The sequence below is a fragment of the Streptomyces sp. NPDC031064 genome (assembly GCF_055570965.1).
This window is the reverse complement of record NZ_JBVIGF010000006.1, coordinates 67018-93737: the sequence shown is the minus strand read 5'-3', so window position 1 is coordinate 93737 and position 26720 is coordinate 67018. Positions and strand designations below refer to the sequence as shown.

Annotated in this window: 24 protein-coding genes; 7 read left to right on the top strand and 17 right to left on the bottom strand. The window is 73.3% G+C overall.

Annotation, left to right across the window (positions count from 1 at the left end; translation table 11 throughout):
- The 4 genes from ACZ46W_RS22160 to ACZ46W_RS22145 form a co-directional block, all read right to left on the bottom strand.
- Positions 1-2595: PQQ-dependent sugar dehydrogenase (locus tag ACZ46W_RS22160; protein ID WP_468340047.1), on the bottom strand; the 2595-nt coding region annotated here is incomplete at its 3' end.
- Positions 2596-2858: 263 nt separating this feature from the next.
- On the bottom strand, positions 2859-3776 hold the full coding sequence (locus ACZ46W_RS22155) for a S1 family peptidase (protein ID WP_468340045.1): 918 nt from the start codon (positions 3774-3776) through the stop codon (positions 2859-2861).
- A gap of 644 nt (positions 3777-4420) precedes the next feature.
- Positions 4421-4867: a VOC family protein gene (locus ACZ46W_RS22150; protein WP_468340043.1), complete on the bottom strand. Its 447-nt coding sequence runs from the start codon at positions 4865-4867 to the stop codon at positions 4421-4423.
- Between the two features lie 53 nt (positions 4868-4920).
- Positions 4921-5373 carry a helix-turn-helix transcriptional regulator gene (locus tag ACZ46W_RS22145; RefSeq protein WP_468340041.1) on the bottom strand — a complete coding sequence of 151 codons (453 nt, stop codon included), beginning with the start codon at positions 5371-5373 and terminating at the stop codon, positions 4921-4923.
- A gap of 141 nt (positions 5374-5514) precedes the next feature.
- On the opposite strand from ACZ46W_RS22145, the gene ACZ46W_RS22140 reads away from it, so the two are divergent.
- A complete protein-coding gene (locus ACZ46W_RS22140; protein ID WP_468340039.1) occupies positions 5515-5709 on the top strand; it encodes a hypothetical protein in 195 nt (64 codons plus the stop codon).
- A 235-nt stretch (positions 5710-5944) separates the two neighbouring features.
- Entirely contained in the window at positions 5945-6499 is a 555-nt protein-coding gene (locus tag ACZ46W_RS22135) for a hypothetical protein (RefSeq protein WP_468340037.1), read from the top strand.
- Between the two features lie 101 nt (positions 6500-6600).
- Here the strand turns inward: ACZ46W_RS22135 and ACZ46W_RS22130 are convergent, their stop codons facing one another.
- The 8 genes from ACZ46W_RS22130 to ACZ46W_RS22095 all read right to left on the bottom strand — a co-directional run bounded on the left by ACZ46W_RS22130 (position 6601) and on the right by ACZ46W_RS22095 (position 12347).
- Positions 6601-7023, bottom strand: a complete 423-nt coding sequence (locus ACZ46W_RS22130; protein WP_468340035.1) for a hypothetical protein — start codon at positions 7021-7023, stop codon at positions 6601-6603.
- A gap of 65 nt (positions 7024-7088) precedes the next feature.
- Positions 7089-7463, bottom strand: a complete 375-nt coding sequence (gene crcB / locus ACZ46W_RS22125) for a fluoride efflux transporter CrcB (protein ID WP_468340033.1) — start codon at positions 7461-7463, stop codon at positions 7089-7091.
- Complete coding sequence (locus ACZ46W_RS22120) at positions 7460-7813, bottom strand: DUF190 domain-containing protein (RefSeq protein ID WP_366127130.1); 354 nt, start codon at positions 7811-7813, stop codon at positions 7460-7462. Before ACZ46W_RS22120 ends, crcB begins: the two co-directional genes overlap by 4 nt.
- A complete protein-coding gene (locus ACZ46W_RS22115) occupies positions 7810-8220 on the bottom strand; it encodes a fluoride efflux transporter FluC (protein WP_468340031.1) in 411 nt (136 codons plus the stop codon). Before ACZ46W_RS22115 ends, ACZ46W_RS22120 begins: the two co-directional genes overlap by 4 nt.
- A 21-nt stretch (positions 8221-8241) precedes the next feature.
- Positions 8242-8457 carry a hypothetical protein gene (locus ACZ46W_RS22110; protein ID WP_366127132.1) on the bottom strand — a complete coding sequence of 72 codons (216 nt, stop codon included), beginning with the start codon at positions 8455-8457 and terminating at the stop codon, positions 8242-8244.
- A 104-nt stretch (positions 8458-8561) separates the two neighbouring features.
- Positions 8562-9860 carry a vanadium-dependent haloperoxidase gene (locus ACZ46W_RS22105; RefSeq protein ID WP_468340029.1) on the bottom strand — a complete coding sequence of 433 codons (1299 nt, stop codon included), beginning with the start codon at positions 9858-9860 and terminating at the stop codon, positions 8562-8564.
- Positions 9861-10013: 153 nt separating this feature from the next.
- Positions 10014-11351 (bottom strand): phytase, encoded by a 1338-nt coding sequence (locus tag ACZ46W_RS22100; protein WP_468340027.1) that lies wholly within the window; start codon positions 11349-11351, stop codon positions 10014-10016.
- Between the two features lie 123 nt (positions 11352-11474).
- A complete protein-coding gene (locus tag ACZ46W_RS22095) occupies positions 11475-12347 on the bottom strand; it encodes an MBL fold metallo-hydrolase (protein ID WP_468340025.1) in 873 nt (290 codons plus the stop codon).
- 261 nt (positions 12348-12608) lie between these two features.
- Between ACZ46W_RS22095 and ACZ46W_RS22090 the strand changes: the two genes are divergently transcribed.
- The 3 genes from ACZ46W_RS22090 (at position 12609) to ACZ46W_RS22080 (ending at position 16049) form a co-directional block, all read left to right on the top strand.
- Positions 12609-14756: a SpoIIE family protein phosphatase gene (locus tag ACZ46W_RS22090; RefSeq protein ID WP_468340023.1), complete on the top strand. Its 2148-nt coding sequence runs from the start codon at positions 12609-12611 to the stop codon at positions 14754-14756.
- Between the two features lie 126 nt (positions 14757-14882).
- On the top strand, positions 14883-15635 hold the full coding sequence (locus ACZ46W_RS22085; protein ID WP_468340021.1) for a class I SAM-dependent methyltransferase: 753 nt from the start codon (positions 14883-14885) through the stop codon (positions 15633-15635).
- 120 nt (positions 15636-15755) lie between these two features.
- Positions 15756-16049 carry a hypothetical protein gene (locus tag ACZ46W_RS22080; protein WP_468340020.1) on the top strand — a complete coding sequence of 98 codons (294 nt, stop codon included), beginning with the start codon at positions 15756-15758 and terminating at the stop codon, positions 16047-16049.
- Between the two features lie 18 nt (positions 16050-16067).
- Here ACZ46W_RS22080 and ACZ46W_RS22075 read toward each other — a convergent pair whose 3' ends face one another.
- Positions 16068-16688, bottom strand: a complete 621-nt coding sequence (locus ACZ46W_RS22075) for an L-threonylcarbamoyladenylate synthase (protein ID WP_468340018.1) — start codon at positions 16686-16688, stop codon at positions 16068-16070.
- A gap of 149 nt (positions 16689-16837) precedes the next feature.
- Entirely contained in the window at positions 16838-20032 is a 3195-nt protein-coding gene (locus ACZ46W_RS22070; protein ID WP_468340016.1) for a patatin-like protein, read from the bottom strand.
- 338 nt (positions 20033-20370) lie between these two features.
- Between ACZ46W_RS22070 and ACZ46W_RS22065 the strand changes: the two genes are divergently transcribed.
- Positions 20371-21618 carry an alpha/beta hydrolase family protein gene (locus ACZ46W_RS22065; RefSeq protein ID WP_468340014.1) on the top strand — a complete coding sequence of 416 codons (1248 nt, stop codon included), beginning with the start codon at positions 20371-20373 and terminating at the stop codon, positions 21616-21618.
- Positions 21619-21623: 5 nt separating this feature from the next.
- Here ACZ46W_RS22065 and ACZ46W_RS22060 read toward each other — a convergent pair whose 3' ends face one another.
- Positions 21624-22436, bottom strand: a complete 813-nt coding sequence (locus tag ACZ46W_RS22060; RefSeq protein ID WP_468340012.1) for an SGNH/GDSL hydrolase family protein — start codon at positions 22434-22436, stop codon at positions 21624-21626.
- Positions 22423-22995, bottom strand: coding sequence for a PadR family transcriptional regulator (locus ACZ46W_RS22055; RefSeq protein WP_468340010.1), 573 nt, complete (start codon positions 22993-22995; stop codon positions 22423-22425). Before ACZ46W_RS22055 ends, ACZ46W_RS22060 begins: the two co-directional genes overlap by 14 nt.
- Positions 22996-23093: 98 nt before the next feature.
- Between ACZ46W_RS22055 and ACZ46W_RS22050 the strand changes: the two genes are divergently transcribed.
- Positions 23094-23576: a nuclear transport factor 2 family protein gene (locus tag ACZ46W_RS22050; RefSeq protein WP_468340008.1), complete on the top strand. Its 483-nt coding sequence runs from the start codon at positions 23094-23096 to the stop codon at positions 23574-23576.
- A gap of 36 nt (positions 23577-23612) precedes the next feature.
- Here ACZ46W_RS22050 and ACZ46W_RS22045 read toward each other — a convergent pair whose 3' ends face one another.
- Positions 23613-26567: a hypothetical protein gene (locus ACZ46W_RS22045; RefSeq protein WP_468340006.1), complete on the bottom strand. Its 2955-nt coding sequence runs from the start codon at positions 26565-26567 to the stop codon at positions 23613-23615.
- Positions 26568-26720 lie beyond the last annotated feature (153 nt).

Here is a 26720-nt window from a genome sequence, read left to right as displayed (position 1 = left end):
TTGGGCGGCGGTGTTGTTGCAGGTCCAGAGCTGGATCTGGGTGCCGTCGGCGCTCGCGCCGTTCGCAACGTCCGCGCACTTGCCGTTCACGCCCCGGACCGGCCCCGTCCGGGGGCCCGCTGTGCCGGTGGTGAAGCGGAAGTCGTCCACGTCGAACAGCGCGCCCGGGCCGCCCTTGAAGACGAGGTACAGCGCCGTCGTCCCGGCGGGCCGGTTCGTCAGCGCGGTGGAGACGTCCTGGAAGGTCTCCCAGCCGCCCGTCACCGGCACCGTCGCCGTACCCAGCAGGGTTCCGGCCGGGGAGCCGGCCCGTACCTCCAGGGTGCCGCCGATGCCGCCGGAGGCGACGCGGGCGGTGAACCGGGTGGCGTCGTCGAGCGCGTACGGCGTGAAGGAGATCCAGTCCCCGTTGTCGATGTGCCCGACCGTCTTCCCGCCGTGTGCCGGGGTGTGGCTGACGACCTGGACGCCCGAGGAGCCGCCGTAGTGCTCCGCCTGCCGGTGGCTGGGCTGGCTGATGTGCTGGTCGTGCGTGGTCAGCGGCGGCAGGCCGTTCGCGCCCTTGTCGGTGTACTCCGCGTCCCAGACGCCGAAGATGTTCGCGTTCGGGTCGTGCTCGCCGTCCGCGATGGTCTGCACCGTGCCGGAGCAGCCGGTGGCGGACGTCTGCGGGTGGCCGTGGCTGTCGTGCCCGATGATGAAGGTGACCTTCACCTTCGCACAGTCGACGGCGCCGTCCTCGGGGTCGGTGACGGTGACCCTGAACGGGACCGCCGCGCCCGGGTCGATGATCCGGCCGTCGACCGGCAGCTCCAGCCTCACGGTCGGTGCCGTGTTGCCGACGGTCACCTGGACGGACGCGGTGGCGCTGCGGCCGGTGCCGTCCGAGACGGTGACGGTGGCGGTGTACTGCCCGTTCGCCGTGTACGTGTGGGAGGGGTTCGCGGCGGTGGAGGTGGCGCCGTCGCCGAACTTCCACGCGTACGTCAGCGGGTCGCCGTCCGGGTCGGAGCTGCCCGCCGAGGAGAACGCCACGTTCAGCGGCGCCTGCCCGGAGGTGCGGTTCGCCGTGGCCTGGGCGACGGGGGAGCGGCCGGCGGTGACGTGCTCGATGCGGTACAGGGCCGAGTTGGCGTCACCGTTGAAGTAGCCGGTGCCGTAGTCCAGTACGTACAGGGCCCCGTCCGGGCCGAAGGCCATGTCCATCACCTGGGTGCCGTTCCAGGGGAAGGGGTTGATGGACTGCACGGTGCCGTCGGCGCCCTGCGCGATGCGCCTGATCCACTTGCGGCCGAACTCGCCGGCGAAGAAGTTGCCGTCGTAGCTCTGCGGGAACTTGACGGCCGACGTGGAGCCGGCGTCGTAGCGGTAGACCGGCCCGCCCATGGGCGACTCCGAGCCGCTGCCGAACTCCGGTACCGAGCCGCCGTCGTACGGGATCCAGGCGGGTTGCGCCGGAGGCAGGTCGGCCAGGCCCGTGTTGCGCGGCGAGGCGTTCTTCGGCGCGGCGCAGTCGAACTTCGCGCCGGTCGCGCCGGTGGCGAAGTCGTGGTCGACGTACGCGTCGTTCTTCCCCGTGCAGTACGGCCAGCCGAAGTTGCCCGCCTTGGTGATCCGGTTGAACTCGACCTGGCCGGCCGGGCCCCGGGTCGGGCTCGCGGTGCCGGCGTCGGGGCCGTAGTCGCCGACGTACACGATGCCCGTGGGCTTGTCGACGCTCATCCGGAACGGGTTGCGGAAGCCCATGGCGTAGATCTCGGGGCGGGTCCTCGCGGTGCCGGGGGCGAAGAGGTTGCCGGAGGGGATGGAGTACGAGCCGTCCGCGTTGACCTTGATCCGCAGGATCTTGCCGCGCAGGTCGTTGGTGTTGCCCGCCGAACGCTGGGCGTCGTAGGCGGGGTTGCGCGAGGGGCGCTCGTCGATCGGCGTGTAGCCGTCGGAGGCGAAGGGGTTGGAGTCGTCGCCGGTCGACAGGTACAGATTGCCCTGGGCGTCGAAGTCGATGTCCCCGCCCACGTGGCAGCAGATCCCGCGCGAGGCCGGTACGTCCAGGATCTTCTTCTCGCTCGCGAGGTCGAGGGTGCCGTCCGTGCGCAGCGCGAAGCGCGAGAGGCGGTTCACCCCGTCGAAGGGGGCGAAGTCGGCGGCCGTGCCATTGGCGGGGGCGTCGCCGGCCGGGGTGGAGAGCTTGGGCGCGTAGTACAGGTAGACGTGCCGGTTGGCGGCGAAGCCCGGGTCGACGCCGACGCCTTGCAGGCCCTCCTCGTCGTGGGAGTAGACGTCGAGCCTGCCCGACACCTTCGTGGTGCCGGCGGCGTCGGTCAGCCGCACGGTGCCGTCGCGCGAGGTGTGCAGGACGGAACGGTCGGGGAGAACCGCCATCGTCATCGGCTCGCCGGTCTCCGCGACGCCCTTGGCGAGGGTGACCTGCTGGAACTCCTCCGCTGCCGCTGCCGCTGCCGCTGCCGCTTCGGCTTTCGCGGGGGTGGTCGTGGCGGAGGCCGGGGTGAGGAAAGCCGCGGCGAGCACCGGGGTGAGCGCCGCGGTGAGGAGGAAGGCCGGCCCTCTGCGGGGCCGATACGGTCGTCTGCGCACAGAAGTCTCCCAGGAACGTGGGGGAAGCCCGGCGGCCCGGAAGGTGGACCGCAAGGGGGAGCACAGGCGCGCGCCGTCGCGCCGGAAGGTCACCGGTCACGGCTCATGACCGGTTCATTTCAAGGAAGTTAGCGGGCCCGGTCCGGTCGCGTAACCCCTTTCGCGGCGGCTTTCGCAACTTCTTCCTCGGTCAGGACAAAGGAACGGCGGCCCGCCTGGAGAGGCGGACCGCCGGTGGAGCCTGGCCTGTGGAGCGTGTCGCTCTAGAAGACGCTCACGCCGTACGCGCTCAGCGCCTCGGTGACGGGCTGGAAGAACGTGGTGCCCCCGCTGGAGCAGTTGCCGCTGCCGCCGGAGGTCAGGCCGAGCGCGGTGCTCCCCGAGAACAGCGCGCCGCCGCTGTCGCCGGGCTCGGCGCAGACGTTGGTCTGGATCATGCCGTAGACGACGTCGCCGTTGCCGTAGTTGACCGTCGCGTTGAGGCCGGTGACCGTGCCGCCGCGCAGACCGGTGGTGCTGCCGCTGCGCTGGACGGACTGGCCGACGTACGCGTTGCCCGCGGCCGTGATGTCGCGGTAGCCGCCGTTGTACAGGTACACGCGGCCGTCCGCCGCCGAGGCGTTGGAGTGCCGGATGATGCCGTAGTCGTTGTTCGGGAAGCTGGAGCCCGTACGGGTGCCGAGCACGGTGGTGTTGGAGGAGTTGGTGTACCAGGTGCTGCCGATGTTGGTGCAGTGACCGGCCGTCAGGGCGTAGTACGTGCTGCCGCTACGGACGTTGAAGCCGAGCGAGCAGCGTCCGCCGCCCGCGTAGATGGCCTGGCCGCCCGCGATCAGCTTGTTGAACGTGCCGGGGGTGCGCTTGATCTCCAAGGCGCCGGCGCGGCTGCCGGCGGCCTCCTTGATCTTGGCGAGTTCGGCGGCCGAGACGGTGGAGTCGGCCGTGACGACGAGCTTGCCGGTCTTCGCGTCGGTGTACCAGGCGGTGCCCGGCACGTCGGCGCCCAGAACCGCGTCGCTCACCTGGGCGAGCTGGGCGGCGGTCGCCCGGCCGCCGTCGAGCGGGGCGGCGCCGGCGCTCGGGGCCGCAAGCGCGGAGGCGGTCAACAGAGCGGCCGCGACGGCGGTCAGCCGTGCGCCTCTCGCGATGCCGCCGAGGGGGGTGAAGCGCTTGAAGTTCACTGCATCCTCCGGTGGGGGATCCGTGGCCCGCTGGGTGGGCGGGCCCGACAGGGCGCCGGCGAGGCGGCACATGACGGTTGTTTGCCGTCATGTGCCTGACAAGCGGCGCGGTAGGAATCCTGGGCTCCGGTCGGATGCGTGGGCAAGATCGCCTTTTGGCCGTGGCGCGCGCGCCTTGCGGCGGTGCCCGCCGCAAGGGCTCGCCGGGGCGGGGCCGGCGGGGGTGTGGCGCGCGCGGAGCAAAGGACGGAGAACTTTGCTGATCGTTCGTCAGCTCGTTCGGTAGGCCGGACGCCGTCCGGTCGGCCGGGGTTGGGGCGTCGCCGAGCGGGGGTGCCGAATGCGACGTTCGAGCTGTTCAGCGTTCAACGGAACGGGGGTGGGGAGCCGCGGAACCGGCCCGGTGGAAGCCTCACCCGCCGCAGCCCGGCGGCTGTCGCTGGGGCCCGGCACCGTCCGGCGTTGCAGTGGCTCCCGCAATCCGCGCGCCGCGCGGCGAACGGGAGCCCCCGGCCGGTGGAGGGTCACGCACCTCCACCAGCCGGGGGCCCAGGAGCCGTCCGTATGCGTCAATCACTCCCGTTCGCCCGGGGTGCGCCCGTGTCCGAATCCCGTCGCCCGGGCCGGCACCCCGCGGGTTCGCGTCAGCAGGCCCAGTCCTTCTCCAGGTCGAGGTCTCCCTCGTGCGCCTCGGTGAAGGAGAACCAGTTCCCCGAGTCGTCGCGGAAGATCGCCTCCGTGCCGTACGGCCGCTCCTGCGGCTCCTGGAGGAACTGCACGCCGCGCGCCTTGAGCTTCTGGTAATCCCCGTGGATGTCGTCGGTGGCCAGCACACCCGCGCCGAGAATGCCCTTGGACACGAGCTTCCTCATCGCCTCGGCCGACTCCGGGTCCATGGCCGGAGGGCCCGGCACCATCAGCGTCAACTGCACGTCGGGCTGGTCCTTGGCCCCCACGGTCAGCCAGCGCATGCCGCCCTCGCCCATCGTCATGTCCGTACGGACCTCAAGCCCCAGCTTCTCGGTGTAGAACTCCTTGGCCCGGTCCTGGTCCAGGACCCAGACGGTGGAAATGGCGAGACCCTTGATCATGTTCATACTCCTCGGCGGTCGTTCCTGCCCTGCCACCGTAGGCAGCGGCGGACTCAACCCGCTTCTTCGGAATTGCTGTGTCCGGCCGCCGGCCGCGCGTTCGGGAACCCGCCGGCCCACAGCATCGCGTAACACCCCGGTATGAGCGCGGCCCCCCGCCCCACGTGCTTGGCGCGGTACTCGCTGGGGGAGAGCCCGGTCTCCTTCTTGAAACGCGCCGAGAACGTGCCGAGGCTGGTGAACCCGACGAGCGCGCAGATCTCGGTGACCGACAGGTTGGCGGTGCGGAGCATCTCCTCCGCCCGCTCTATGCGCCGCCTGGACAGGTACTGCCCGGGAGTCTCGCCGTACACCGCCTTGAACGCCCGGATGAAGTGATAGCGCGAATACCCCGCGTGCGCGGCGACCGCGTCGAGATCGAGCGGCTCGGCCCAGTCGCGGTCCATCGCGTCCTTGGCGAGCCGCAACTGCTTCAGATGGCCCAGGTGCGTCGTCACGGTCCCCATGCTGGCACCCGCCACTGACAACGCGGGGGTGCGCCGGGGGTGTGAACGACCGGGGCGTAAAGGTCCGGGGTGTAAAGGGCCCGGCTGCGAGGAAGTCGGGAGGCACGAGGAAGCCGGGCCGACACGAGGCGAGGGAGAGCCATGAAGGACCGCGACCACAAGCCCCGAACCGCCGCCGACGAGGTGTTGGACGAATTCGAGGAAGCCGAGCTGCGGCTCGACGACGGAGGCCCCGACGAGCACGACAAGGAAGCGGCGGACACGCTCACGCCCAGCCTGACAGGCCAGGAGTCGGTCCAGAACGACAAGCACCGCCGGGACGAGGACACCGCCTGACGGCCACGCCGGGGGCGCCGCCGGGGCTGCCGCCGGCGCCGCCTCGCCGCCGTGGCCGCGGAACCGGGCCACGCCCTTCCCCCTCCGGTGTGGCACCGCCACCCATGGCCCACGCATACGCCTCCGTACCTGGCCGAATACCCAACGCGACGGGAAGGGCGGGTATGCGCCAGTGGACGTAACGGGTTTCGCGCGGACCGGTGCGCGAGCCCGGAAGTGCCGATACGGTCCGCCCATGGACGACGTCGAGTTGACCAAGAGCATCGACGCATGCACGCCGCCCGACCAGTTCGTGCGACTCCGGCTTGCCGCCTACGACGCGGCAGCCGACGCCGGGATCTCCTGGTCCCTCAACGGCCGGCCACCACGCCGGGCCGAAGTGAGGATCGCCCGGGAACTGCACCAGGACATCCAGTCGGCGCGAGCCGCCTGGAGCGCGCCCGACACCCCCGACGACCACTGGCCACAGCTCGTCCGCAGGCTGCACAGCCTGCTCCACATCAGCCACCTCATACCCGCCCTGCTGGAGACCAGCGCCGGCCAGGACCTCGACGCGGACCTGGTCCAGGCGCTGCGCACGGCGGCCGTCATGTGCGGCGGTTTCGACCGGCCGCTGACCGAACTGGAGCACGCGCTGCGGGACGCCCCGCCCGGCGAACACCACCGCGCCTCCGGCCGCGCCCCCGACCCCGACCTGCTGGCGGCCGCGTCCCGGCACGCCCTGACGGCCCTGCTGCTCCTGGACAAACAACTGCTGTCGAAGATCGCCGCACGCGGCGCAACACCCTGAAAACCCCTCGCCACTTGCTCGCCTCGCCTCACCCGGTACGGTCGCGGGCGCGTTCGCGCCTTCCGCACCGGCACGGCCCGATGGTGCCCCGATGACAGGACCTAGCCCCGCCCCCCAAGCCACCGCACGGACCGGCGCAGCAGCCTTCGCGGCGAGAGCCTCCGCAGCGACCGTCGTAGCCGCCGCACCGGCCGGTACGGTCCGTGGTGCTCCGGGACGTGGAAGGCGGCGTCCCGTTGGCCGACCAGCGGTACCTGCGGCATCAGGTAGCGCATGCCGCCGGTCTCCAGCACGCAGAAGGGCACCCCGCCCATCTCGTGGGGGTCGCTGACCGTGATGCTCAGCGGGCGCGGCGGGTCCCCGGGCAGCTCCGCCGTCACCGTGCCGCCCGTGCGACGCCGGTCCGGCCCGTGGGCGACGACCTTGCCGTCCACCAGGACCTCGAACCGTCCCCCGGCACCCAGGAACTGGACGGTCACGGAGTGCCCGTCCTGATCGACGTGGAAACGGTGACCAAGAGCCATGGCACGCCTCCCGTGCCGTTACGCGACCGCCACAACCCCAGCGTACGCACGGCCGCCCCGGCGGCTCAGGCCCAGAGCGCCTCCGCCACCCACGCGCCGGCGAACACCGCGCCCAGGCCGGCGGCCACGCTGCCGGCCACGTTCGCGGCCGCGTAGAACGCCGCCCCGCCCTCCACCAGGCGGAGCGTCTCGTACGAGAACGTCGAGTACGTGGTGAGCGCCCCGCACAGCCCCGTACCGAGCAGCAGCCGCAGCCCCGGCGAAGCGGCCCCGGCGACGACCGCACCCGTCAGCACGCCCAGGACCAGACAGCCCACGACGTTGACGGTGAACGTCCCCCACGGGAAGACCGAGTCGTGCCTCGCCTGCACGGCCCGGTCCGTCAGGTACCGCAGCGGTGCCCCGACCGCCGCGCCCACGATCACCCACAGCCAGTTCACCGCGCCCGCTCCCCGCCGGAGTACCGCACGGTCTCGCAGGCGTCGAGGACGACCAGGCCGTCCGCGACCAGCCCGTCCAGGCGCGGCAGGAACGCCCGTACCCGCTCCTCGTCGTCCACGATGACGACCGCGACGGGCAGGTCCTCGCTCAGCGACAGCAGCCGTGCCGTATGGACCAGGGACGACGCCCCGAAGCCCTCGATGCCCCGGAAGACGGACGCCCCGGCCAGGCCCGCCTCGTGGGCCCGGTGCACGATCTCGCTGTACACGGGCCGGTGCCGCCAGACGTCGTTCTCGCTCACGAAGACGGTCGCCCGCAGCGCCCGGGCGCCGCTCACCGGTCCGGTCATGCCTGCCTCCACGCCAGTACGCGGCGCGTCAGCCACGCCGCCGTTGCCACCGCCACCAGCGCCGCCGCCGGTGTGAGCGCCAGGTACGCCAGTGCGGTCGAGGTCCGGCCGCCCACCAGGAGCTGCCGGACGTCGGCCGCGTACGCCGAGAAGGTGGTGAACCCGCCGAGCACCCCCGTGCCGAGGAACGGCCGCACCAGCCGGTGGGCCGACCCGAGCTCGGTGATGGCCACCATCAGCACGCCGATCAGCGCGCAGCCGGCGGCGTTGACGCACAGCGTGGTCCAGGGAAGGCCACCGGCCGCCGTCGGCCACAGCAGCGACGCGCCGTAGCGCGCCGAGGCGCCCAGGGCCCCGCCCGCCGCCACGACCGCCACCACCGGCGCCTGAGCCCGCCACGCTGTCATGAACGACAGCGTACGGGCGCCTTACCGCCCCAAGCCGTCCAGGGGCCGCAGGTCGTCGTCGGTCAGGGCACGCCCGGCGCTCTGCGGCTCGGGACTGCCGGTGTTGCCGTACGACTGCGTCGAGAAGTTGCCGTTCTGCGTGTGCACCTCGCGCTCGCCGGCCGCCGAGGCCAGGGGCGCGGAGACACCGAGAACGGCCGCGGCGACGCCGGCGGTGGCCAGAACCTTCTTGATCATGAGCTCGTTCCTTATCGTCGAAGCGACCGGACTTCGGACTGGGTAACGGTCGCTCGGCGACGGACGTATGCCGCATTCACCCGTTTGCCGGGCCGGACCGGCCTTCATGTGCGCGCGGGCCGGAAGTACCGCTCCAGGGCCCATGCCGCCAGTTGTCGCCCGGCCTCGTTGGCGACGGTGTCGGCGGTCCGGGTGTGGATGCCTCCCCACACGCGGGCGTCCACCACGTCCCGGTTGTAGTCGCGCGCGTGGTGGTAGTGCCGGGTCGCCCCCGTGCCGCGGGACAGGACGCGGAGGTCGACGCGAGAGGTGCCGGACAGCCCGGTGAGGGTGCGCATCAGGGCACCGCCCGCCGCCGCGTGGCCGCTGAGGTAGTCGGGATGGGGCGGCGTGTTGAGCAGCGGTTCCCAGTGGGGGTCCGCGCGGGTGGCCGGATTGGCGTCCAGGTTGGCCTGCCGGATGGCCGTGACGGGGCGCCACGTGCGGTAGTGCAGCTTGGCGTCCCACGCGGTGATGACCGCGTCGAGCTGGGTGGTGTTGGCGGCCGCGTACAGACGGGCCGTGTCCACGATGTCGAGGCGGTTCCGTGCCGCGTGGTCCCCCAGCGCCTGCTGGATGTCGAGGTGGGTGAAGTACACCGCGGTGTCGGTCTGCGCGGCCGTGCGGCGTGAACCCGTCCTGGCCCCGTACTCCCGCACCTCGGCCAGGTCCCTGGCGTACCGGGCGGAGGTGAGGAGCGGCGGGGGCGGGGGCCGGAACTGGCCGGGGGAGCGCAGCAGCATCGGACGCAGCCGCCCCAGCCAGGCGCTGGCGAACGGCTCGTGAGCGGGTGGCGTCGGCCGCCAGACACCGGGTGCCGGGTACGCCGTGAACGGCACCGACGCCCCGCGGCCGTCCCCGGCGCGCAGCGCGAGGACATGGTCGGCGGCGCGCGCGCCGAACGCCACGCCCTCGTTCTCCGCCCGGCCGTCCGGGACCCGCGCGAGGCTGGTGGCGAAGAGCTTGCGCAGCCGGGGCGCCGCCGCCGGGAAGTTGACCCGCAGGACCCGGTACGCCGCTGCCGCCGCGGCAGCCTCGGACGACGCCGTACGGGGCCCCTGGCCGCCCCCGCGGTACGGCTCGTACCGGCCCTCGACGCCGACCACCGCGTTGTACACGGCCGTGGAGACGAACGCGTGCCAGACCAGCTCCTCCGGGGTGGTCAGCCCGCCCTCGGGATCGACCGTGCCGGTGACGGCACCCAGCCACTCGCTGACCACCGCTCCCGAGGGCGGGGCGTGGTGACGCGTCGCCGCGCCGGCGGCGGTGTGCGGAACGCCCGCCGCCAGCGCCGCCAGCCCGGTCACGGCGGCGACCGCCACGGCCGCCCGGGATACCGGCCGTCCCGCTCTGTTCCGTCGCACAGCGAAACTCCTCGAAGAGGTGACCCGTCCGTACAGCTTTTGACGCCGGCGCGGCCGCGCAACCGCATCGGGGCGGCAACGCCACCCGGACGGAGTCCACCGCCTGAGTCCACCGCCTGAACTCGCTCGGTCCTCTCGGTCCTCCCGGTCCGTTCAGTCCTCCACGCGGTCCAGGACCTCGCCGAGGTCGACGAACGTGAAGTCGGTGCCTTGTCGTTCGCCGGTCACGGGCGTGTCCTGGCCGTCCTGCACGACGAGCAGGCCGCGCGGGTAGGCCGTACCGAGCGGTGCGTTGAGGACGGCGGCGCCGTCGCACTCCTCCGAGCCGTCGACGGCGCCGTCGGCCGTGGCCGTGACCCGGAAGCCGCCCTCGTACTCGTTGGCGTCCTCCAGCTCGCGGTCGTACAGCGCGAAGGTGTCGTCGCCCTGGCTGGAGGCGAGGAGGAGGCCGTCGCCGTCGGCCTCGGTGAGCAGGGTGAGGCCCTCGACGTCCGCCGACAGACGGGAACCGCCGAAGCCCGGGTCGGCGCCGGGGACGCACTCCTCGCTCGCCTCGTCGTACACGGCCGGTACGCCGTACTCGCGGACCCGGTCGACGAGCTCCGGGGCGGCGCCCGTCAGGTCCGCGCGCACCCGCCAGATGCCGACGTCCTCCTGCCCGGCGTACAGCATGCCGTTGGCCGGGTCGACGACCATGCCCTCCACCTGGGGCAGCTCGCCCGGCTCCCCGCACGGCGTCCATGACGTCCCGTCGGGCAGCCGGAAGGAGGACGGCAGGTCCAGGCTGCGGACCTTGCGGTAGGTGACGGTGCCGGTGGGCGTGGGCGTGAGCTCCAGCAGGGCGACGGTGGTGCGGTCGCGGCGGCTGACGAGGGCGTAGGAGCGGCCGCTCGCGCGGTCGGTCCAGGTGGCGAGCCCGTAGGCGGTGTGCTGGTCGTTGATCTCGTCCTGGTTCGCTGAGAAGACCGGCGGTGCGGCGGGATCGGTGATGTCGGTGAGCGGCCCGCCGGCGCGGCCGGGCGTGATGCGGTGGATACGGAGGCGGTCGTGGCCGCGGTCGGTGGTCACGGTGACGTCGGCGCGGCCGGACGGCAGCCGCAGGCCGTGGACCAGGTCCACGTTGTTGAAACGGCCGGGCGCGTCGTCCGGCCCGGCGGCCGGGGGAGCGGGGACCGACTGCACCTGGCGGGCGTCGAGGTCGTACACCCGCAGGCCGCCCTCCTTGGCGGTGGCGATGACCAGGCTGCGGCCGGGGTGGGCGGCGTTGCGCCAGATCGCCGGGTCGTCGGCGTCGGCGTTGCCGCCCGCCTCGTCGTCGTACAGCGTGGCGGTCTCGGCGCGGGGCGTGACGCCGGGCAGCGTGTGGGCGTTGTGCGCGCCGGCGCTCTGCGCGCGGGCGTTGTGCGCGCCGGCGGGCACGGTGGCGGCGAGCGCCACCAGTGCCGTACCGAGGACGAGCGCGGCCGGCCGGACAGGACGGTGCCTGAACACGAGGGGTACCCCTTGCTGTCGGGAGCATGGCAAACCGGTGCCGAGCCTGGAGCTGCCCGGTGACCGGCCGCCCTACGTGGGGTGTGCCACTCGTGAACTCATCGCGTCATGGCGCCCGCCCCGTCAGGTGGGCGCGCCGGGCGCGGGCGCCTCGGCGGGCATCTCCTCCGGCACCTTCACCGGTCCGGGCACCGGACCGCCCGGCTCGAAGCCGGCCAGTATCCGCTCCAGTGCCTGCTGGTCGGGGCCCATCCAGGGGTCGGCTCCGGGCGCCGCGCTGATCGAGTCGACCATCCGGGACGTGAGGCCGGAGGCGGGCGGCAGATGGGTGCCCAGGACGATCTCGGGGTCCATCTCCCGCAGTGGCCGCACGGTGTCCAGGTACTTGCCGACGTCCACGGTGTGCACCCACGGGCTGTCGATGGTGGCCCACAGCAACTGCGCCGCCCGCAACTGCTCGGCGACCAGAGCGCCCGCGTCGTCGCCCTCGGCGAGGTCCGCGCTCGGCATGGGCGCCCCGAAGCAGTCCGAGCTGAAGCAGGCGCGCGATCTGTCGTCGTAGAAACCGACCGTCGCCGGACTGTCGAAGAGCGGCGGCCGGAACGCGGCGAGCGTACGGTCGCCGACGTCCAGCGACTGTCCCGGGTTCAGCAGGAAGACCCGTTCCAGGGGCAGTGGCCGTTCCGTGGACATGATCCCGGCACCGATGAAGGTGGTGACGATCCGCGCCTGCGGAGCCGCGTCCAGCAGCGCGAACAGCCCGCCCGTGTGGTCCCGGTCGGGGTGGGTCAGCCAGATCCACCGCACGTCGGCGGGGTCGATCGCCGAGCCGAGCAGCTCGAGGAAGTTCCGGTCGGGCAAACTGAGGCCGGTGTCCACGACGACCGGCGCCTCGGCGTGCAGGACGAAGGCGTTGACCGGCAGGAAACCGATACCGGGCACCTCCAGGGAATCCGTGAGGACACTGATGTCGCGGCCGACTCTGTGCATGGTCATGGTGGAGCTCCGATGCCCCCTGCGCTGGAGAAAGCCCGCGGCCGCCGACAGGGAGCGGGCCGGTCACCCCCCGCACCCCGGTGCTCCCCACCTTTCCATGGTGGTCCCGCCCGCAACCGTCCGCACGCCCGTGGGGTCCGCCGGCTCCGGACCGCGTTCGCCCACCGGAGCCGGTGGTACTCGGACTGGCAGCCATTGCGGCCCCCCGGCGTGCGCGCGCGCCGGTACGGAGGCACGGTGGCAGCACGGAGAGGAGCGGTCATGGGCGGCGCAGAGGACTTCCCGGCCGACCGTGGCACGGCGGGCGGGGCGGGCGGGGCGGGGGCAGGCGCGCGAGCGGTGCCGGGCGCCGGTGCCGCGACCGGCGACGCCGGGGCGGAGCCCTCGTCGGCGGAGGGCCTGCTCGACGTCCTGGGGGTGGCGGCCGTGGTGCTGGACGCCGACGGGCGCATCGTGCTGTGGAGCCCGCAGGCCGAGCAGCTCCTCGGCTACACGGCCGAGGAGGCGCTGGGCCGGTACGCCGCCCACGTCCTGGTCCCCGAGGAGCACTACGAGCGGGTCCTCCGCCTGTTCGACCAGGTGATGAGCAGCGGCGACACCTGGGCGGGGGAGTTTCCCGTGCGGCACAAGGACGGCACCACCCGCGTCCTGGAGTTCCGCAACATGCGGCTCCTGGACGACCGGGGCGACTACTACGCGCTCGGCCTCGCCACCGACCGGGCGACCCTGCGCAGGGTGGAGCGGGACCTGGCCCTGTCGGTCCGGCTGGTGGACCAGTCCCCGATCGGGCTGGCCGTCGTTGACACCGACCTGCGGTACGTCGGCGTCAACGCCGCCCTGGAGCGGATCGACGGCCTGAGCGCCGAGCAGCACAAGGGCCGGAGGGTCGCGGAACTCCTCCCGTTCGTCAACGCCGCCTCCGCCGAGCAGTCGATGCGCAACGTCCTGGTCAGCGGCGTACCCCTGCTCGACCGCCAGATGGTGGGCCGCACTCCGGCGGACCCGGACACCGATCACGCCTGGTCCGTGTCGCTGTACCGGCTGGAGGACGTCGGCGGGCGGGTGCTGGGGCTGGCCATCTCGGTGATCGACGTGACCGACCGCTACCGGGCGGCGATGGAGGCGGAGCGGGCGCGCGACCGCCTCGCCCTGGTGGCCGACGCCTCGGTACGCATCGGCACCACGCTGGACCTGGAGCAGACCGCCCGCGAGCTGGCCGACATCGCGGTGCCCGAGCTCGCCGACGTCGCCGCCGTCGACCTCCTGGACACGGTGCTGGAAGGGCGCCCCGGCCGCATCCCGGCCGACGGACCGGCCGTCATCCGCGCCCTGGCCGTCGCCGCCGCCTACCCGACCGTCGCGGTGCGGGCCGCCGACCCGCCGGGCGAACCCGCCCACTACAGCGCCGACCGGCTCGTCACCCAGTGCGTACGCACCGCCCGGCCGGTCATGGTGGCCGAGGTCGACGACGACGCCCTGTCCTGCATCGCCCGCGACCGTGACGCGGCGGAGCTCCTCGCCGAGGCCGGCCTCCACTCGTACCTGGCGGTGCCCCTGATCGCCCGGGGCGAAGTGCTGGGCGCCCTCGACCTCAAACGCGCCCGCAACCCACTGCCGTTCACCGAGGACGACGCCATGCTCGCGAGCGAACTGGCCGCCCGCGCGGCGGTGTGCATCGACAACGCCCGCCTGTTCCGCCAGCAGCGGGAGACCGCGCTGACCCTGCAACGCAGCCTGCTGCCCGAGACGCCACGCCACCTCGTCGGGCTGGACGTCGCCTCCCGCTACCAGCCGGCCGGGGCGGGCAGCGAGGTGGGCGGCGACTGGTTCGACATCATCCCCATGGACGACGGCCGCACCGCGCTCGTGGTGGGCGACGTGATGGGCAGCGGCATCAACTCCGCCACCACCATGGGCCGGCTGCGCACCGCCACCCAGACCCTGTCCCGGCTCGCCCTCGAACCCGCCGAGGTCCTCCGGCACCTCGACGAGATCACCGCCGGCCTGGAACCCTCCCTCGCCACGTGCGTGTACGCGGTGTACGACCCCCACCGCGCCCAGTGCTGCCTCTGCACCGCCGGCCACCCCCCGCCCGTCCTCATCCGCGCCGGCGACGGCCCCCGGCTGCTCGACCTCCCCACCGGTGCCCCGCTGGGCGTCGGAGGCGTCCCCTTCCACGACGTCACCACCGAACTCGCCCCGGGCGACCGGCTGGTGCTCTACACCGACGGCCTGGTCGAAACCCGCGACCAGGACATCGACACCCGGCTGGCCAGGCTGCTCGAACTCCTCCACACCCCGGACCCGTCCCTGGAGGACACCTGCGACCGCCTGCTGCGCGAACTGCGCCAAGGCCACGGCGGCAACCACGACGACGTCGCCCTCCTCGTCGCACGCGTCCGCACCTGACCGACCGCCCAGGCGGTCAACCGGCCACTCCAGCAGCCGGGTTGGGTGCTCCCCTTGCACAGGCGCTCCGAGCTGGGCTTTCGTGCCGTCCGGATCTAGGGTGCGGGTATGGCGAAAGGGGACCGGATGGATCGCACCATACGCACGGTGGACGACGTGCTGAAGCTCATGGACGGCTTGTTCGCACGGGAGGCCGACCGCTGGACCGCCGACGGGGCCACCTGGTGGGACGGGTTCTACAGCGACCGCGCCAAGCCGGTCCCGTTCTTCGTGGGCAAGCCGGACGAGAACCTGGTCTCGTACCTCGAACGGGGACTGATCAACCCGGGCGGCCGTGCTCTCGACCTGGGCTGCGGTCCCGGGCGCAACGCCCTTCACCTGGCGTCGCTGGGCTTCGAGGTGGACGCCGTCGACCTCTCCCCGGTGGCCATCGCCTGGGCCGAGGAACGCGCCCGGGAAGCCGGGGCCACCGTCCGGTTCCACCGCGGGGACGCCTTCGCGCTCGCCGAGACCGAGCTGGCCGGCCCGTACGACCTGGTCTACGACTCGGGCTGCTTCCACCACCTGCCGCCCCACCGCCGCGTCAGCTACCTCGCGCTGCTGCGCCACGCCCTCGCTCCCGGCGGCCACTTCGCCCTGACCTGCTTCGCCGCCGGGGCGATGGGCTCGGAGGAGCCCGACGCCGCCTTCTACCACCAGGGCGCCCTGCACGGCGGGCTCGCCTACACGCCGGAAGCGCTGCGCTGGATCTTCTCGGACCTGGAGGGTGAGGATCCGGATCTCGTGGAGGTGGAGCTGCGCCGTATGCGTGACGAACCGTCGGAATCGGCGTGCTTCGGCGAACCCTTCCTGTGGACGGCGTTGTTCCGGCGGCGGTAGTGGCGGTGGCGGTGAGGGCGGTGGCGGGGGTGGCGGCGGCGGTCGCCGGAACCCCCGGGTCGGAAGGGGACGTAGGCGGACAAGCCGTGACTGGTGGTTGACTGGGGCGTTGATCGGGTTATGACCAAGACTCAGCGCCTCCTCACCGCACTCGCCGTCGCCGCCGGGGCCTCCGCACTGTCGGCCCCCGTCGCCGGAGCGGCCATCGTGCCGGCCCCGACGGGCCCGCAAGGCCCGTCCCTCCTCAGCCGGGTCGACAACCTCTCGAAGATCGCCGTCGCCCCCGAGCACCGTTCCGAGCTGCCCACGGTGACCGAGCAGTTCGGCGGCCTCGACGGGCTCCAGCGCCTGGGCGAGGCGCGGCAGCTCATCGAGCCGGTGGCACCGGTGCTGTGGCTGCTGCCGCTGGGCTAGGCCGCGGCCCGCGCCCGGCTACTCGAACCGTGCCGGGTCGCCCGCCCCCCGGCGTACGACCTCGGCCTCGCCGCTGGAGAAGTCGACGACCGTGGTCGGTTCGGTGCCGCAGTCGCCCGAGTCGACCACGGCGTCCACCACATGGTCGAGCCGCTCCTTGATCTCCCACCCCTGCGTCAGGGGCTCCTCCTCGTCCGGCAGCAGCAGGGTGCTGGAGAGCAGCGGCTCGCCGAGCTCGGCGAGGAGGGCCTGCGTGACCACGTGGTCGGGGATCCGGACGCCGACCGTCTTCTTCTTCGGATGCAGCAGTTGGCGCGGCACCTCCTTGGTCGCCGGGAGGATGAAGGTGTAACTGCCGGGTGTCGCCGCCTTGATCGCCCGGAACACGTCGTTGTCGACGTGCACGAACTGCCCGAGCTGCGCGAAGTTCTCGCACACGAGGGTGAAGTGGTGACGGTCGTCGAGATCGCGGATGGACTTGATCCGGCCGATGCCGTCACGGTTGCCGAGTCGGCACCCCAGGGCGAAACAGGAGTCCGTCGGATACGCGACGAGCGCGCCGGAGCGGATGATGTCGACCACGCTGCTGATGGTGCGCCGCTGAGGGTTTTCGGGGTGCACGTCGAAGTACTTCGCCATCCGCCGAGACTACGCGATCAGGCCCCCGCGCTCACGCGACCGGACGCCGTCCCGCCGAGCAGCCGCCCTTGCACGACGTGGCCGTGCGGCCACACGGCCGTGCACGACGTGGCCGTGCACGACGTGGCCGTGCGCGGCGCGGCCCGCGGCTACGTGTCGGAGGCGGGCGGCTTGGGGCTGCCCGCCGGCTCGGGCTGCCGGGCACCGGCGATCCACCAGCCCAGCAGGACGACCACCAGGCCGACGCCCAGCTTGAGCGCGAGGCTCCACAACGCCTCGCCCGGGTTGTCCCGTCGCGTCAGGTCCCACCAGGCGTAACCGGCCACCGCGAGGGCGACGAGCGCCGCCGCGCCGCCGAGTCTGCGGCCGACCCGGCGGGTGTCCCGCGTCCGCAGCGCGGCCGCCGACGCGCCCGCCAGCAGGACCAGCACGCCCGCCAGGGTGAACGCCACCGGCATGCCGGGCACGAACAACGACACGGCGAGCAGCACGCCGCCCGTGGCGAGGGCGAGCTGCACCACCCGGTGGCCGAAACCACCGGGACGGGTGAGGAAGTGGACCATCGCCCAGACGGTCAGCGTGTAGCCGCGCAGCGCGCCGAGCACCGTGCCGAGGGCCTTCACCCGCGACATCGGCCCCACCGAGCTGACGGTCACGGCGGCCGTGTGCGCCGCCGTGTCGGCGAGCAGGTCGCCGCCCGCCTCCTGGGCGATCCGCTGCCCGCCGATCGCCCGGGCGCTCTGCCACAGGTGCCACAGGGTCTCAGGCGCCAGGTCCCGGCCCGCCGCCATCGCGGTCTGCGCGTCGTACGCGGCGAGCCACTGCGTGCTGCCCTCCGGCCGGCCCTCGCCCTCCGCGCGGACCGCGTCCGCGAGCCGGTGCAGGTCCTGCCGCAGGACGTGGGTCTGGGCCGCCCGCGTGATGGCCTCGACGCACAACCCGAACCGCGGGTCGTCCTCCGCGCCCTGCCCGACACCGGCCGGCTCCGGCCGGGGGGTGACGACGCGTTCCATGGCGAAGGCCCGGCACTGGGCGGCGTACCGCTCCTCCCAGATGCCCTCCAGCCACGCCCGGTCGGCCGGATCGCGGGCGTCCACGGCGCACGTGCGGAGCATTGTGGTGAGGTTCTCCGCCGCGGCCGCCGTCGCGGCGGGGTCCGCGTCGCCGGTCGCCCAGACCTGACGCAGCCGCTCGGCCGACAGCAGCGTCCGCACCAGGTGGGCGGCGCCGTCCATGCGGCCGTGGATCCAGTCGTTGACCCGCCAGGACGCACGGTAGAAGGCGCCGAAGTGGTGGAGCTGCTTGCCCGTCAGCAGGTCGGGGCTGTGGGAGGAGACCTGGACGAGCTCGACTTCCTGCTCCACCTCCCGGTGGGCGCCCGAGTACGCCAGTTGTACGACGTCCAGCCGGAGCATCCGGGACAGGACGGTCTCGGTGCCCTCAGGGGCCAGCAGGTAGCCGGTCAGGGCATGGAGCCGTTCCCGCTCCGTGCCGTCGGGGTCGACGACGGGGTTGCCGGACGCGGCCACCCGGCGCAGCGCGTCCGCGCAGTCGCGCAGACAGTCCGCGAGGCCCTGCGCCTGGCCGTAGCGGAGCCGCCGCCGGGCCACGACATCGGATGACCCCGGTGACCCCGCTGATCCCAGTGAGCCGGAAGAGCCTGACGCGGCGTTCCAGGTGTTCAGAGACTGGCGCAGGCTGTCCTTCAGCCGCAGGAGACCCGCGGCGGTCGCCCTGCCGTGGCCGTCGTCCTCGCGGGCGGGCAGGGAGACGGTGGACCAGTGCTGCCCGAGTTCGTCCCACTCGGCCTGGATCGTCTCGAACAGCAGGCTCGCCCGCTCCCGGCTCCCGACGATGGCCTGGCGCTCCGCCGAGCCCATCGGGGCCAGCCAGACGGCCCGCTTGAGGACGTCGACGGTCAGGTCGCGCAGCCTGCGGACGGTCGACTGGCCCCAGTCCCATGCGTCGCCGGTGCGTGCGGCGGCCTCGTTGAGCGAGTCGCCGTCCGGAATGAACGAGCCCGGTCGGTCGCGCATCTCCCACAGGACACCACGGAGGCAGCCGACGATCTCCGGCTCGCTCCACCGGGACACCGTGCCCGACCGCTGCCCCGCGGCCATCCACCGGCCGATGGTCTCCGCGGCGTGCTGGACGCGCGCTTCCAGATAGCCCTGCCAGGCCGCCTGGGACAACGGCTCGGCCGTGGTGATCAGCGCGGCCGCGAACCGGTCCCGGGCCCGGCGCCGGTGGCGTACCTCCTCGTTGCGGGTCCGGATCTCCCCCAGCTCGCGGGAGACCGAGTCGGTCGACCTCAGCCGGGTGAGGACACCGAGGAGGACCTCCGGCGCCTGCGGCAGCGGCTCGTGGGCGCGGCCCGAGGGGGCCGGGCCGTCGGCGGGCACGGCGGCGGAGGCCTGGGGGTGCGTCTCCCCGGGGTCGGGCACCACGTAGGTGAGCAGCCGCCGGACCTGCAAGCGGGCGGGCCGGCGGTAGATGGCCTCCAGGGCGGGGCGGATCGGCTTGTTGAGCAGGATCCCGCCGTCGACGACGTACTGCGAGGTACGGAAGTTGGCCCGCCCGGCCGACGAAGGCCACGGTCCGTCACCCTGGCCGGTGGCCGTCGGCACGCTCACCCACTGGGGTTCGAACGCCGCGGGGAAGGACGACGAGCAGCGTGCCGCCACGGCGAGCCGGTCGATCACGGTGTCGTCGCCGAGGTCACCGACGCCGTCCGGTCCGCCGCCGTTCCCCGAGGCGAACAGGAACCGGGCGTCGTGGTCGACCTCCGTCATCCGGACGCCCATGTCGTCGCAGAAGGAGCTCTCCCGGCCGCGCCACAGAGTGCCGGTCAGGATCAGCTCCAGGGGCTGGTCACCGTCCGCCCTCTCGCCGGGGCCGCCCGCGCCGCCGGCCTCGGTGGTGACCGGGTGACCGCTCTCCAGGACGTGCCGCAGCGCCTTGCGCAGCTCGTCGAGGAAGTAGTCACCCTTGAGCAGCGAGGGCGGGTTGCGGCGCAGCGGATGCCGCAGCAGCGCCCCCAGGGCGCCCTTGTCCCGCCACAGGTCGCCGATCGAGGCGATGTCCCGGCCCCGGGCGACGCCGAGCGCGAGGAAGGCACCGTTCAGACCGCCCGCCGACGTTCCGGCGATGACGTCCACCCGCGCGTCGGCGCGCAGCAGATCCAACAGCGGCCGGTAGACGGGCTCGCCCCAGCGGCGGGCCAACGCCAGATGGTGCAGCTCGACGGCGACCCCGCCGATCCACACGGCCAGGCTCACACCGCCGTTCATCACCACGGCCAGCCGGATGTCCTGGCGGTCGATGTCGTCGATGCCCGTCGTCACCCTGTCCCCTGGTGCTCGTGTGGTACTCGTCCCGGTGCTGGATGTCCCAGCACAGCACGCCGGCGCCCCGGTGCCGGGGAACGCCGTCGGGGCAGCCGGGTGACGTTCCCGGTGACCGGACAAACACCGGCCCTTTACCACCCCCGGTCGCGTCGCTCCATCGTTTCGGGCGGAGCCTGAACCATCGCCCGCGTCCCCGCCGGAAGCCAGCATTCATGACACAGGCCCGACGCCACAGAGGCGTGAGAGGTGTGAGAGCCCTGACAGGCCCGAGAGGCCTGACGGGCCCGAGAGGCGTGACAGGCCTCAGGGGCACAGGAGACACAAGGGGGATGCCCATGTTTCGCAGGAAGACCGGCACCGGGCACGAGGAAGCGGCCGGGGCGGGCCGGCGGACCGTCATCGCCTCGGCGGTGTCGGCGTCCGCGCTGCTGCTCGCCGGAGGCAGGGTGGCGCAGGCCCGCCCCCGGGGCGGCGGCGACGTCACCCTGCGGCTGCCGGCGCCGACCGGCCCGTACCGGATCGGGACCACCGCGCTGCACCTGGTGGACGAGCGCCGTCGCGACCCGTGGGACAGCGCCGTTCCCGTACGGGAGGTCATGGTCACGGTGTTCTATCCCGCGCGTACCGTCCAGGGGTGTCCGCCGGCACCGCAGATGACGCCCGCCGCTGCCGAGGAGTTCGCGCGCTTCGACCCCGTGTACGTCCACAGGGAGCTGCCCGACAGCGGTGTGGACTGGTCGGCCACCATGACGCACGCGTACACGGGCGCGCCCGCACTGCCCGTGCGGCGGCCCGTGCTCCTCTACAGCCCGGGAGGCGGCGACCCCCGCACACTCGGCACGGGTCTCGCCGAGGAATTGGCCGCCCACGGCTACGTGGTGGTGACCGTCGATCACCCCGGTGAACCGGGCGCGGTCGAGTTCCCCGGCGGCAGGGTGCGCGAGTACGGCCTGCCCGGCACCCCCGCCGATCCACGGGTCTTCCGCACCATGATCGACACGCGGCTCGCGGACCTGCGCTTCGTCCTGGACGAGCTGACAACGCTGGCGGCCGGCCGGAACCCCGATGCCTCGGCGCGCCCCCTGCCCGAGGGCCTCGGCCGCGCCGTGGACCCGGAGAGGGTGGGCGTGTACGGGCACTCGGCGGGCGGGGCGGTCGCTGCCGAAGTGCTGTACGAGGACCGCCGTTTCGCCGCCGCCGTGAACATGGAGGGTTACCTCGATTATCCGCCGGACGCACCCGGCGAGGCGGGTGAGCTGCTGCCGGTCACCCGGCACGGGGTGGACCGGCCGCTGTTCCTGTACGGGACCGACGGATTCCGCGACGCGCGGCTGGAACGCTCCTGGTCGGCCATGGTCCGCCACCGTCCGCAGTGCACGCCCTGGCGCCAGATCGACCGCGCCGCGCACTGGGTCTTCACCGACTACGCGGCCATGGCGCCCCAGTTGCAGGCGGCCATGCTGATGACCGCCGGGGAACGGAACGGGTTCGTGGGCGCCATCCACCCGGCGCGCTCGGTGCCCCTGGTGCGCGGCCGGGTGCTCTCGTTCTTCTCCCGGCACCTGCCCAGGACGGCACGGTGAGCGGCTCAGGGGCGTGGCGACACGGGCAGGAGGTGGGGGCGTTTCGCGGTGCGGGCGTCGCCGGAGGAACGGCCGCGTAGCCGGCGCCCGAGCCAGGGGCCGAGGAACGTGGCGGCCCAGCGCAGTTCGGCTCCGGCGGCGTGCCACGGCGACCCGGCCGCGCGGGCGCCGGGAGGCAGGGCCGTCGGGGTCGGGGGAGGCAGGGGGAGCGTCCAGCGGTCGTCGCTGCCGGGCAGGCCGATGGCGTGGGCCACGGCCGCGGCGATCCGCTGGTGACCGAGGGGACTGGTGTGCAGCCGGTCCTCGCTCCACAGCCGTGGGTCGGTGGACACGGCGTGCCCGCCGGTGTCGACCACCGTGACGCCGTGGCGGTCGGCCGCCGCGCGGATACGGGTGTTGAGGTCGGACACGCGGGACCTGAGCGGCCGGGCGAGCGGCACGATCCGCCCCACGTCCGGGAACGTCAGTGTCACCACCCGGGCCCCGGCGGCGGTGAGCGCGGCGAACATCTCCTCCACGTGTCCGGCCACCTCCCCGGCGTCGAAGCGGGGCCGCAGCAGGTCGTTGACCCCCGCGACGACGGTGGCGATGCCGGGACGGAGCGCCAGGGCGGGCGCGAGCTGTTCGGCGCGGACCTGGCCGGCGAGACGTCCCCGTACGGCCAGATTGGCGTACTGGAGACCCGGTTCGGCGGCCGCGAGGTGTTCGGCGAGCCGGTCGGCCCAGCCCCGCAGCCCCACCGTGTCGTCCCCGTCGCCGACCCCTTCGGTCATGCTGTCGCCGAGGGCGACGTATCGCAGGTGCTCACCGCTCGGCACGAGAGGTCTCCGTTCTGGCCCGCAGGACGGCTGCGATCCGCAGGCACCAATCGCGGTGCTCCCGCTCGAAGGACAGGCCGCGCAGGCACGTCAGATACGGCCCGATCCGCTCGCCCCGGAGCAGGAAGTCCTCCTCGTCCGCGTCGCCGCGCATCTGCCGCAGCAGTTGCCCCAGCAGCTCGATCTTGGCCTCGGCCGCGGACGCCCGCTCCTCGAGCTGCTCGATCACGGGACCGGTGCCGACGCGGTCGGCGGCCTGGACCTTGACGAGCAGGTCGTCGCGGATGAACGACGGCTTGGACACGGCGGCGGCGAACTTCTCCAGCTCGGCCCGACCGGCCTCGGTGACCCGGAACAGCCGCTTGTTGGGCCGGGACTCCTGCACCACCTGGCGGCCCGCGACGAGCCCGTCCTTCTCCAGCTTGGTCAGCTCGGCGTAGAGCTGCTGGGGCAGCGCGTGCCAGAAGTTCGCCACGCCGATGTCGAACGCCTTCGCCAACTGGTAGCCGCTGTACTCGCCGTCGAGCAGCGCCGCCAGCACGGCATGCCGCAAGGCCATTGGAGCCGGCCCCCTTCCCTTTTCTCGCCCTGCCCTCCATCATACTCAAAAATATGAGTACTCAGATTGTTGAGTATGGAGCCGAGTGGGAGACACGCATGAGCGTGAGCACAGGCATGAGCGCGAGCACAGGAGTGAGCGTGAGCGTGGAGACGACCGCAGAGCGCTTCCGCGCAGCCGTGGAGAAGCGCGATCTCAGCGCACTGGACGACGTGTTCACCGAGGACATCCGCCTCTACAGCCCGGTGAAATTCACCCCCTTCGAGGGCAAGCCCATGGTGCTGGGCCTCTTCGGCGTCCTGCTGCGCACCTTCGAGGACTTCCGCTACGTCGGACACTTCGAGGGCACGGCCGAAACCAGCCGTGACGGTGAAGCGACGCCGTCGGTGATCCTGCCTTTCCGGGCCACTGCCGGGGGCAAGCAGATCCATGGCATCGATCTGCTCCACGTCGACCGGACGGGCCGGATCAAGGAGTTCACGGTCATGGTCCGGCCCCGGTCCGCCGTCCACGCCCTGGGCGAGGCGGTCCTCGCCGGCCTGGTCGCCGACGGTCTCGTCCCCGAGCCCGCCGACCGCTAGAAGGGCGGCCGCCTGAGGGCCGCCTGGCGGGGGCCGCTAGAGCGGGGCGCCGAGGCTGCGGCGGAGCCGGTCGGCGGCCTCGGCGCGGCCTTCGGCGGCGAGCTGTTCGGCGAGCCGGGAGCCGACCGCGTACCGCAGCCCCATGATCGGCGCTGGAACGGCCCCGAACCGCTCGATGACGCCCGTCGCCTCGCCGAACAGGGCGACCGCCTCGTCCAGCCGGGCCCCGCCCGCCTCCGCCCGGATACCGGTGGCGTTGAGCAGGGTGAACGCGTACCGTGGCGCGATCTCCGGGTCGGCCGCGGCCATCCGGCGGCGTACGTCCGCGCACTCGTCCGCCACCGCGACCGCCTCATCCAGCCGGCGTCCGACCAGCAGCATGGTGCTCAGCGCGCCGAGCGCCTCGGCCAGCGCGTGCGCATGGGCTTCCGGCTGACGCGCCGCCAGCCGCCGCAGGATCGCCACGCCTTCGTACGCCGCCGGGAGGCCGTCCGCCGGCCGGCCCGCCTGGAGCAGTCGCAGGGCGAGCCCCGACAGTACGTCCGCCAGCGCGGGCTCGTACACGGCGGGGTTCACCGCGGCGAGCCGCCGGTAGAGGTCCGCCGCCTCGCGCGCCGTGGGCACACCGTCATGGTGGCCCGTGCGGGCGAGGGCCGCGGCGAGGTTGGACAGGGCGTTGGCGAGGGCCGGGGTGTACGCGGACGGCTGCGCCGCCGCCAGCCGGCGCAGGATGGCCACGCCCTCGCGCACGGTCGTCACGGCCTCCTCCGGCCGGCCGGTGTTCCCGTGGCACAGCCCGAGCGCGACCAACGCCGCCGAGAGGTCCGGCTCGTGCCGCCCCGGATCGGACGCGGCCAGCCTCCGGTGCAGGGCCACGCACTCCTCCGCGGCGGCACCGGCCTCCTCCCAGCGGTCCGCCCGGGACAGGTCGCGCCCCAGGGTGAGCAGGGCGCCCGCGAGCGTGGGCAGGAACCGCTCGTCGTCGCCGGACAGCCGCCGCAGCACCGTTACGGCTTCCTCCGTGACCGCCAGCGCCTCCGCCCGTCGCCCGAGCGACGCCAGCCGGGTGCCGTGCGTCTTGAGCGCCACGGCGAAGTTGGCCTCGACCTCCCGGGCCACGCCGGCGTCCGCGATCCGGCGCGGATCGATCGCCCGGAACTCCGCGAGGGCGGTTTCGGACGCGGCCAGGGCCTCCTCCAACCGCCCGGCGTGGTAGAGCCGGATGCCGTGTTGATGGTGCTGCACCGCGTGGTCGTTGGGGTTCGCGGCGCGCGCCAGCCGGTGCGGGAGCAGCCGGCCGCTCACGGCGGCGATGCCCGCGTCCAGGTCGGGACTCGGCCGCTGGTACGACGGGAAGTGCGCGGCGATGGCCTCAAGGAGCTCCAGGGGAATGTCGTCGAGCGCGGCCAGCGTGGTCAGCGCCGTGCTGCCACCGTCGACAGCGAGCCGCGGGGCGGCTTCAAGGAGCGGGAACAGATGCCGTGCCCCCACGTGCGGCCACCGCTGGGCGGCGGCAGCCAGGAACGTGACGGCACGCGGCGTCCACGTCGCACGCGTGCCGCCGGGCGCGTCGGAGGCGTGGGGAGCGTCGGGGGCGTGGGGAGCCCGGGGCGTTGGTGGGGTGCCTGGTGTGTCAGGGGCATTGGGTGCCGGCGGAGCGTCCGGTGCGTCATCGGACGCTCCACGGGGCGTCGGCGGGGCGTCCGGTGCCTCAGAGCCGCCGTGGGCTCCACCCGTGAGCAGGGTGTCGACCGTGTGGCCGGCCCACGGTTGGGCCGGGTAGTCGGCCTGGTGGCCGGGGAGGGTGAGGGCGAGGAAGTCCTCGCTGAGCCGGTCCGGGTAGAGGGGTTCCAGGACGGTGTCCCGGGCCGGGTCCGCCGGCGGGTAGCACACGGCGTGGTCGGTGAGGACCCGTTCCACCGGTAACCGCAGGCCCAGCCCGCCGAGGGCGGTACGCCCCGCCGCCGGAGCGACGGGGCCGGTGAGGGCCGCGGTGAAGACCGTACGGTTCATGACGTCGGGCGGCGTGACGAACGCCCGGCCGGCCGGGGCGACCTCGTGGCCGCCGTCGCCGTGGAGCCGGGCCCAGTGCAGGTGTTCCCGGTCCAGGAGGTAACTGGTCAGTCCGGCCAGGTCCGTCGGCGCCCGGCGACCGGAACTGCGGGCGTCGACGGCGACCAGCGCGGCCATGTGCACCGCCAGCGTCAGGCCGAAGTCCGCACCGGTGAGCGCGGCAGGCGGGGTGATCCCGGCGGGTGGGACACCGTACCGGGCGGCGAAGCTGTCGCGGGCGACGGCGAACATCTCCGCACGCGGCGCCACCGACCCGGACCCGGCGGGGGATAGGGACTCGTCGGAGAGGGGCGGCAGGAACAGGGACGACGTGCCGGCGCGGCGATCGGCCAGGGCGGCGCGGACCCCGGGCCACACGTCGTCGCCACGGGCCAGCAGCAGCACGCGGGCGCCACGCCCGTCGGGCCGGTCCAGCAGTGTGTTGCTCAACAGCAGCAACAGGTGCGACAGAGGCCAGCGGTCGGCGTAGTCGACGATCAACAGCGTCCCGGGTTCCGGCCCCGGCCCGGCCCCGGCCCGGAGGTCCTGGCTCCCCGGAGGGGGCAGCACGGTGCCCGGGCCATGCGCGGCGGTGACGACCAGCCAGCCCTCGCCCGCCGCCTCCTCCGCGAACCGCTCGGCGAGCCGCGTCTTGCCCTGGCCGCCGGGCGCGTGCAGCCACCGCACGGCGAGCCGCGCACCGTCGTCCCGCCAGCGCCGCAGCGAGGCCAGCTCCGCCGCACGCCCGGTGAACTCCACGACCCGGAACCGGGCGTTGAGCATCCGGCTCGGCACCTCGCGCAGGAACCCGTCGTCGGGCGTGCGGGCCGGTGCCCAGCGCTGGAGCAGGTACACCGGCACGCCGTCGCCGAAGACATGGACGTCCGCGCCGACCACACCGTAGGCGAAGCCGCTCTCCGCGCGTACCGACTGCCTCACGAGCCACAGACCTCCTCGCACACGAGAACGACCGGGGCGGTCACTGTCGGGCAAGCGTACGCCGCACCCTTCCGCGACGAACCGGCCGTGATCAAAAATGGCTACGCCGTTGTCCACTTGGCCGGATAGAAAGGCTGCTGCGAAGAACGACCG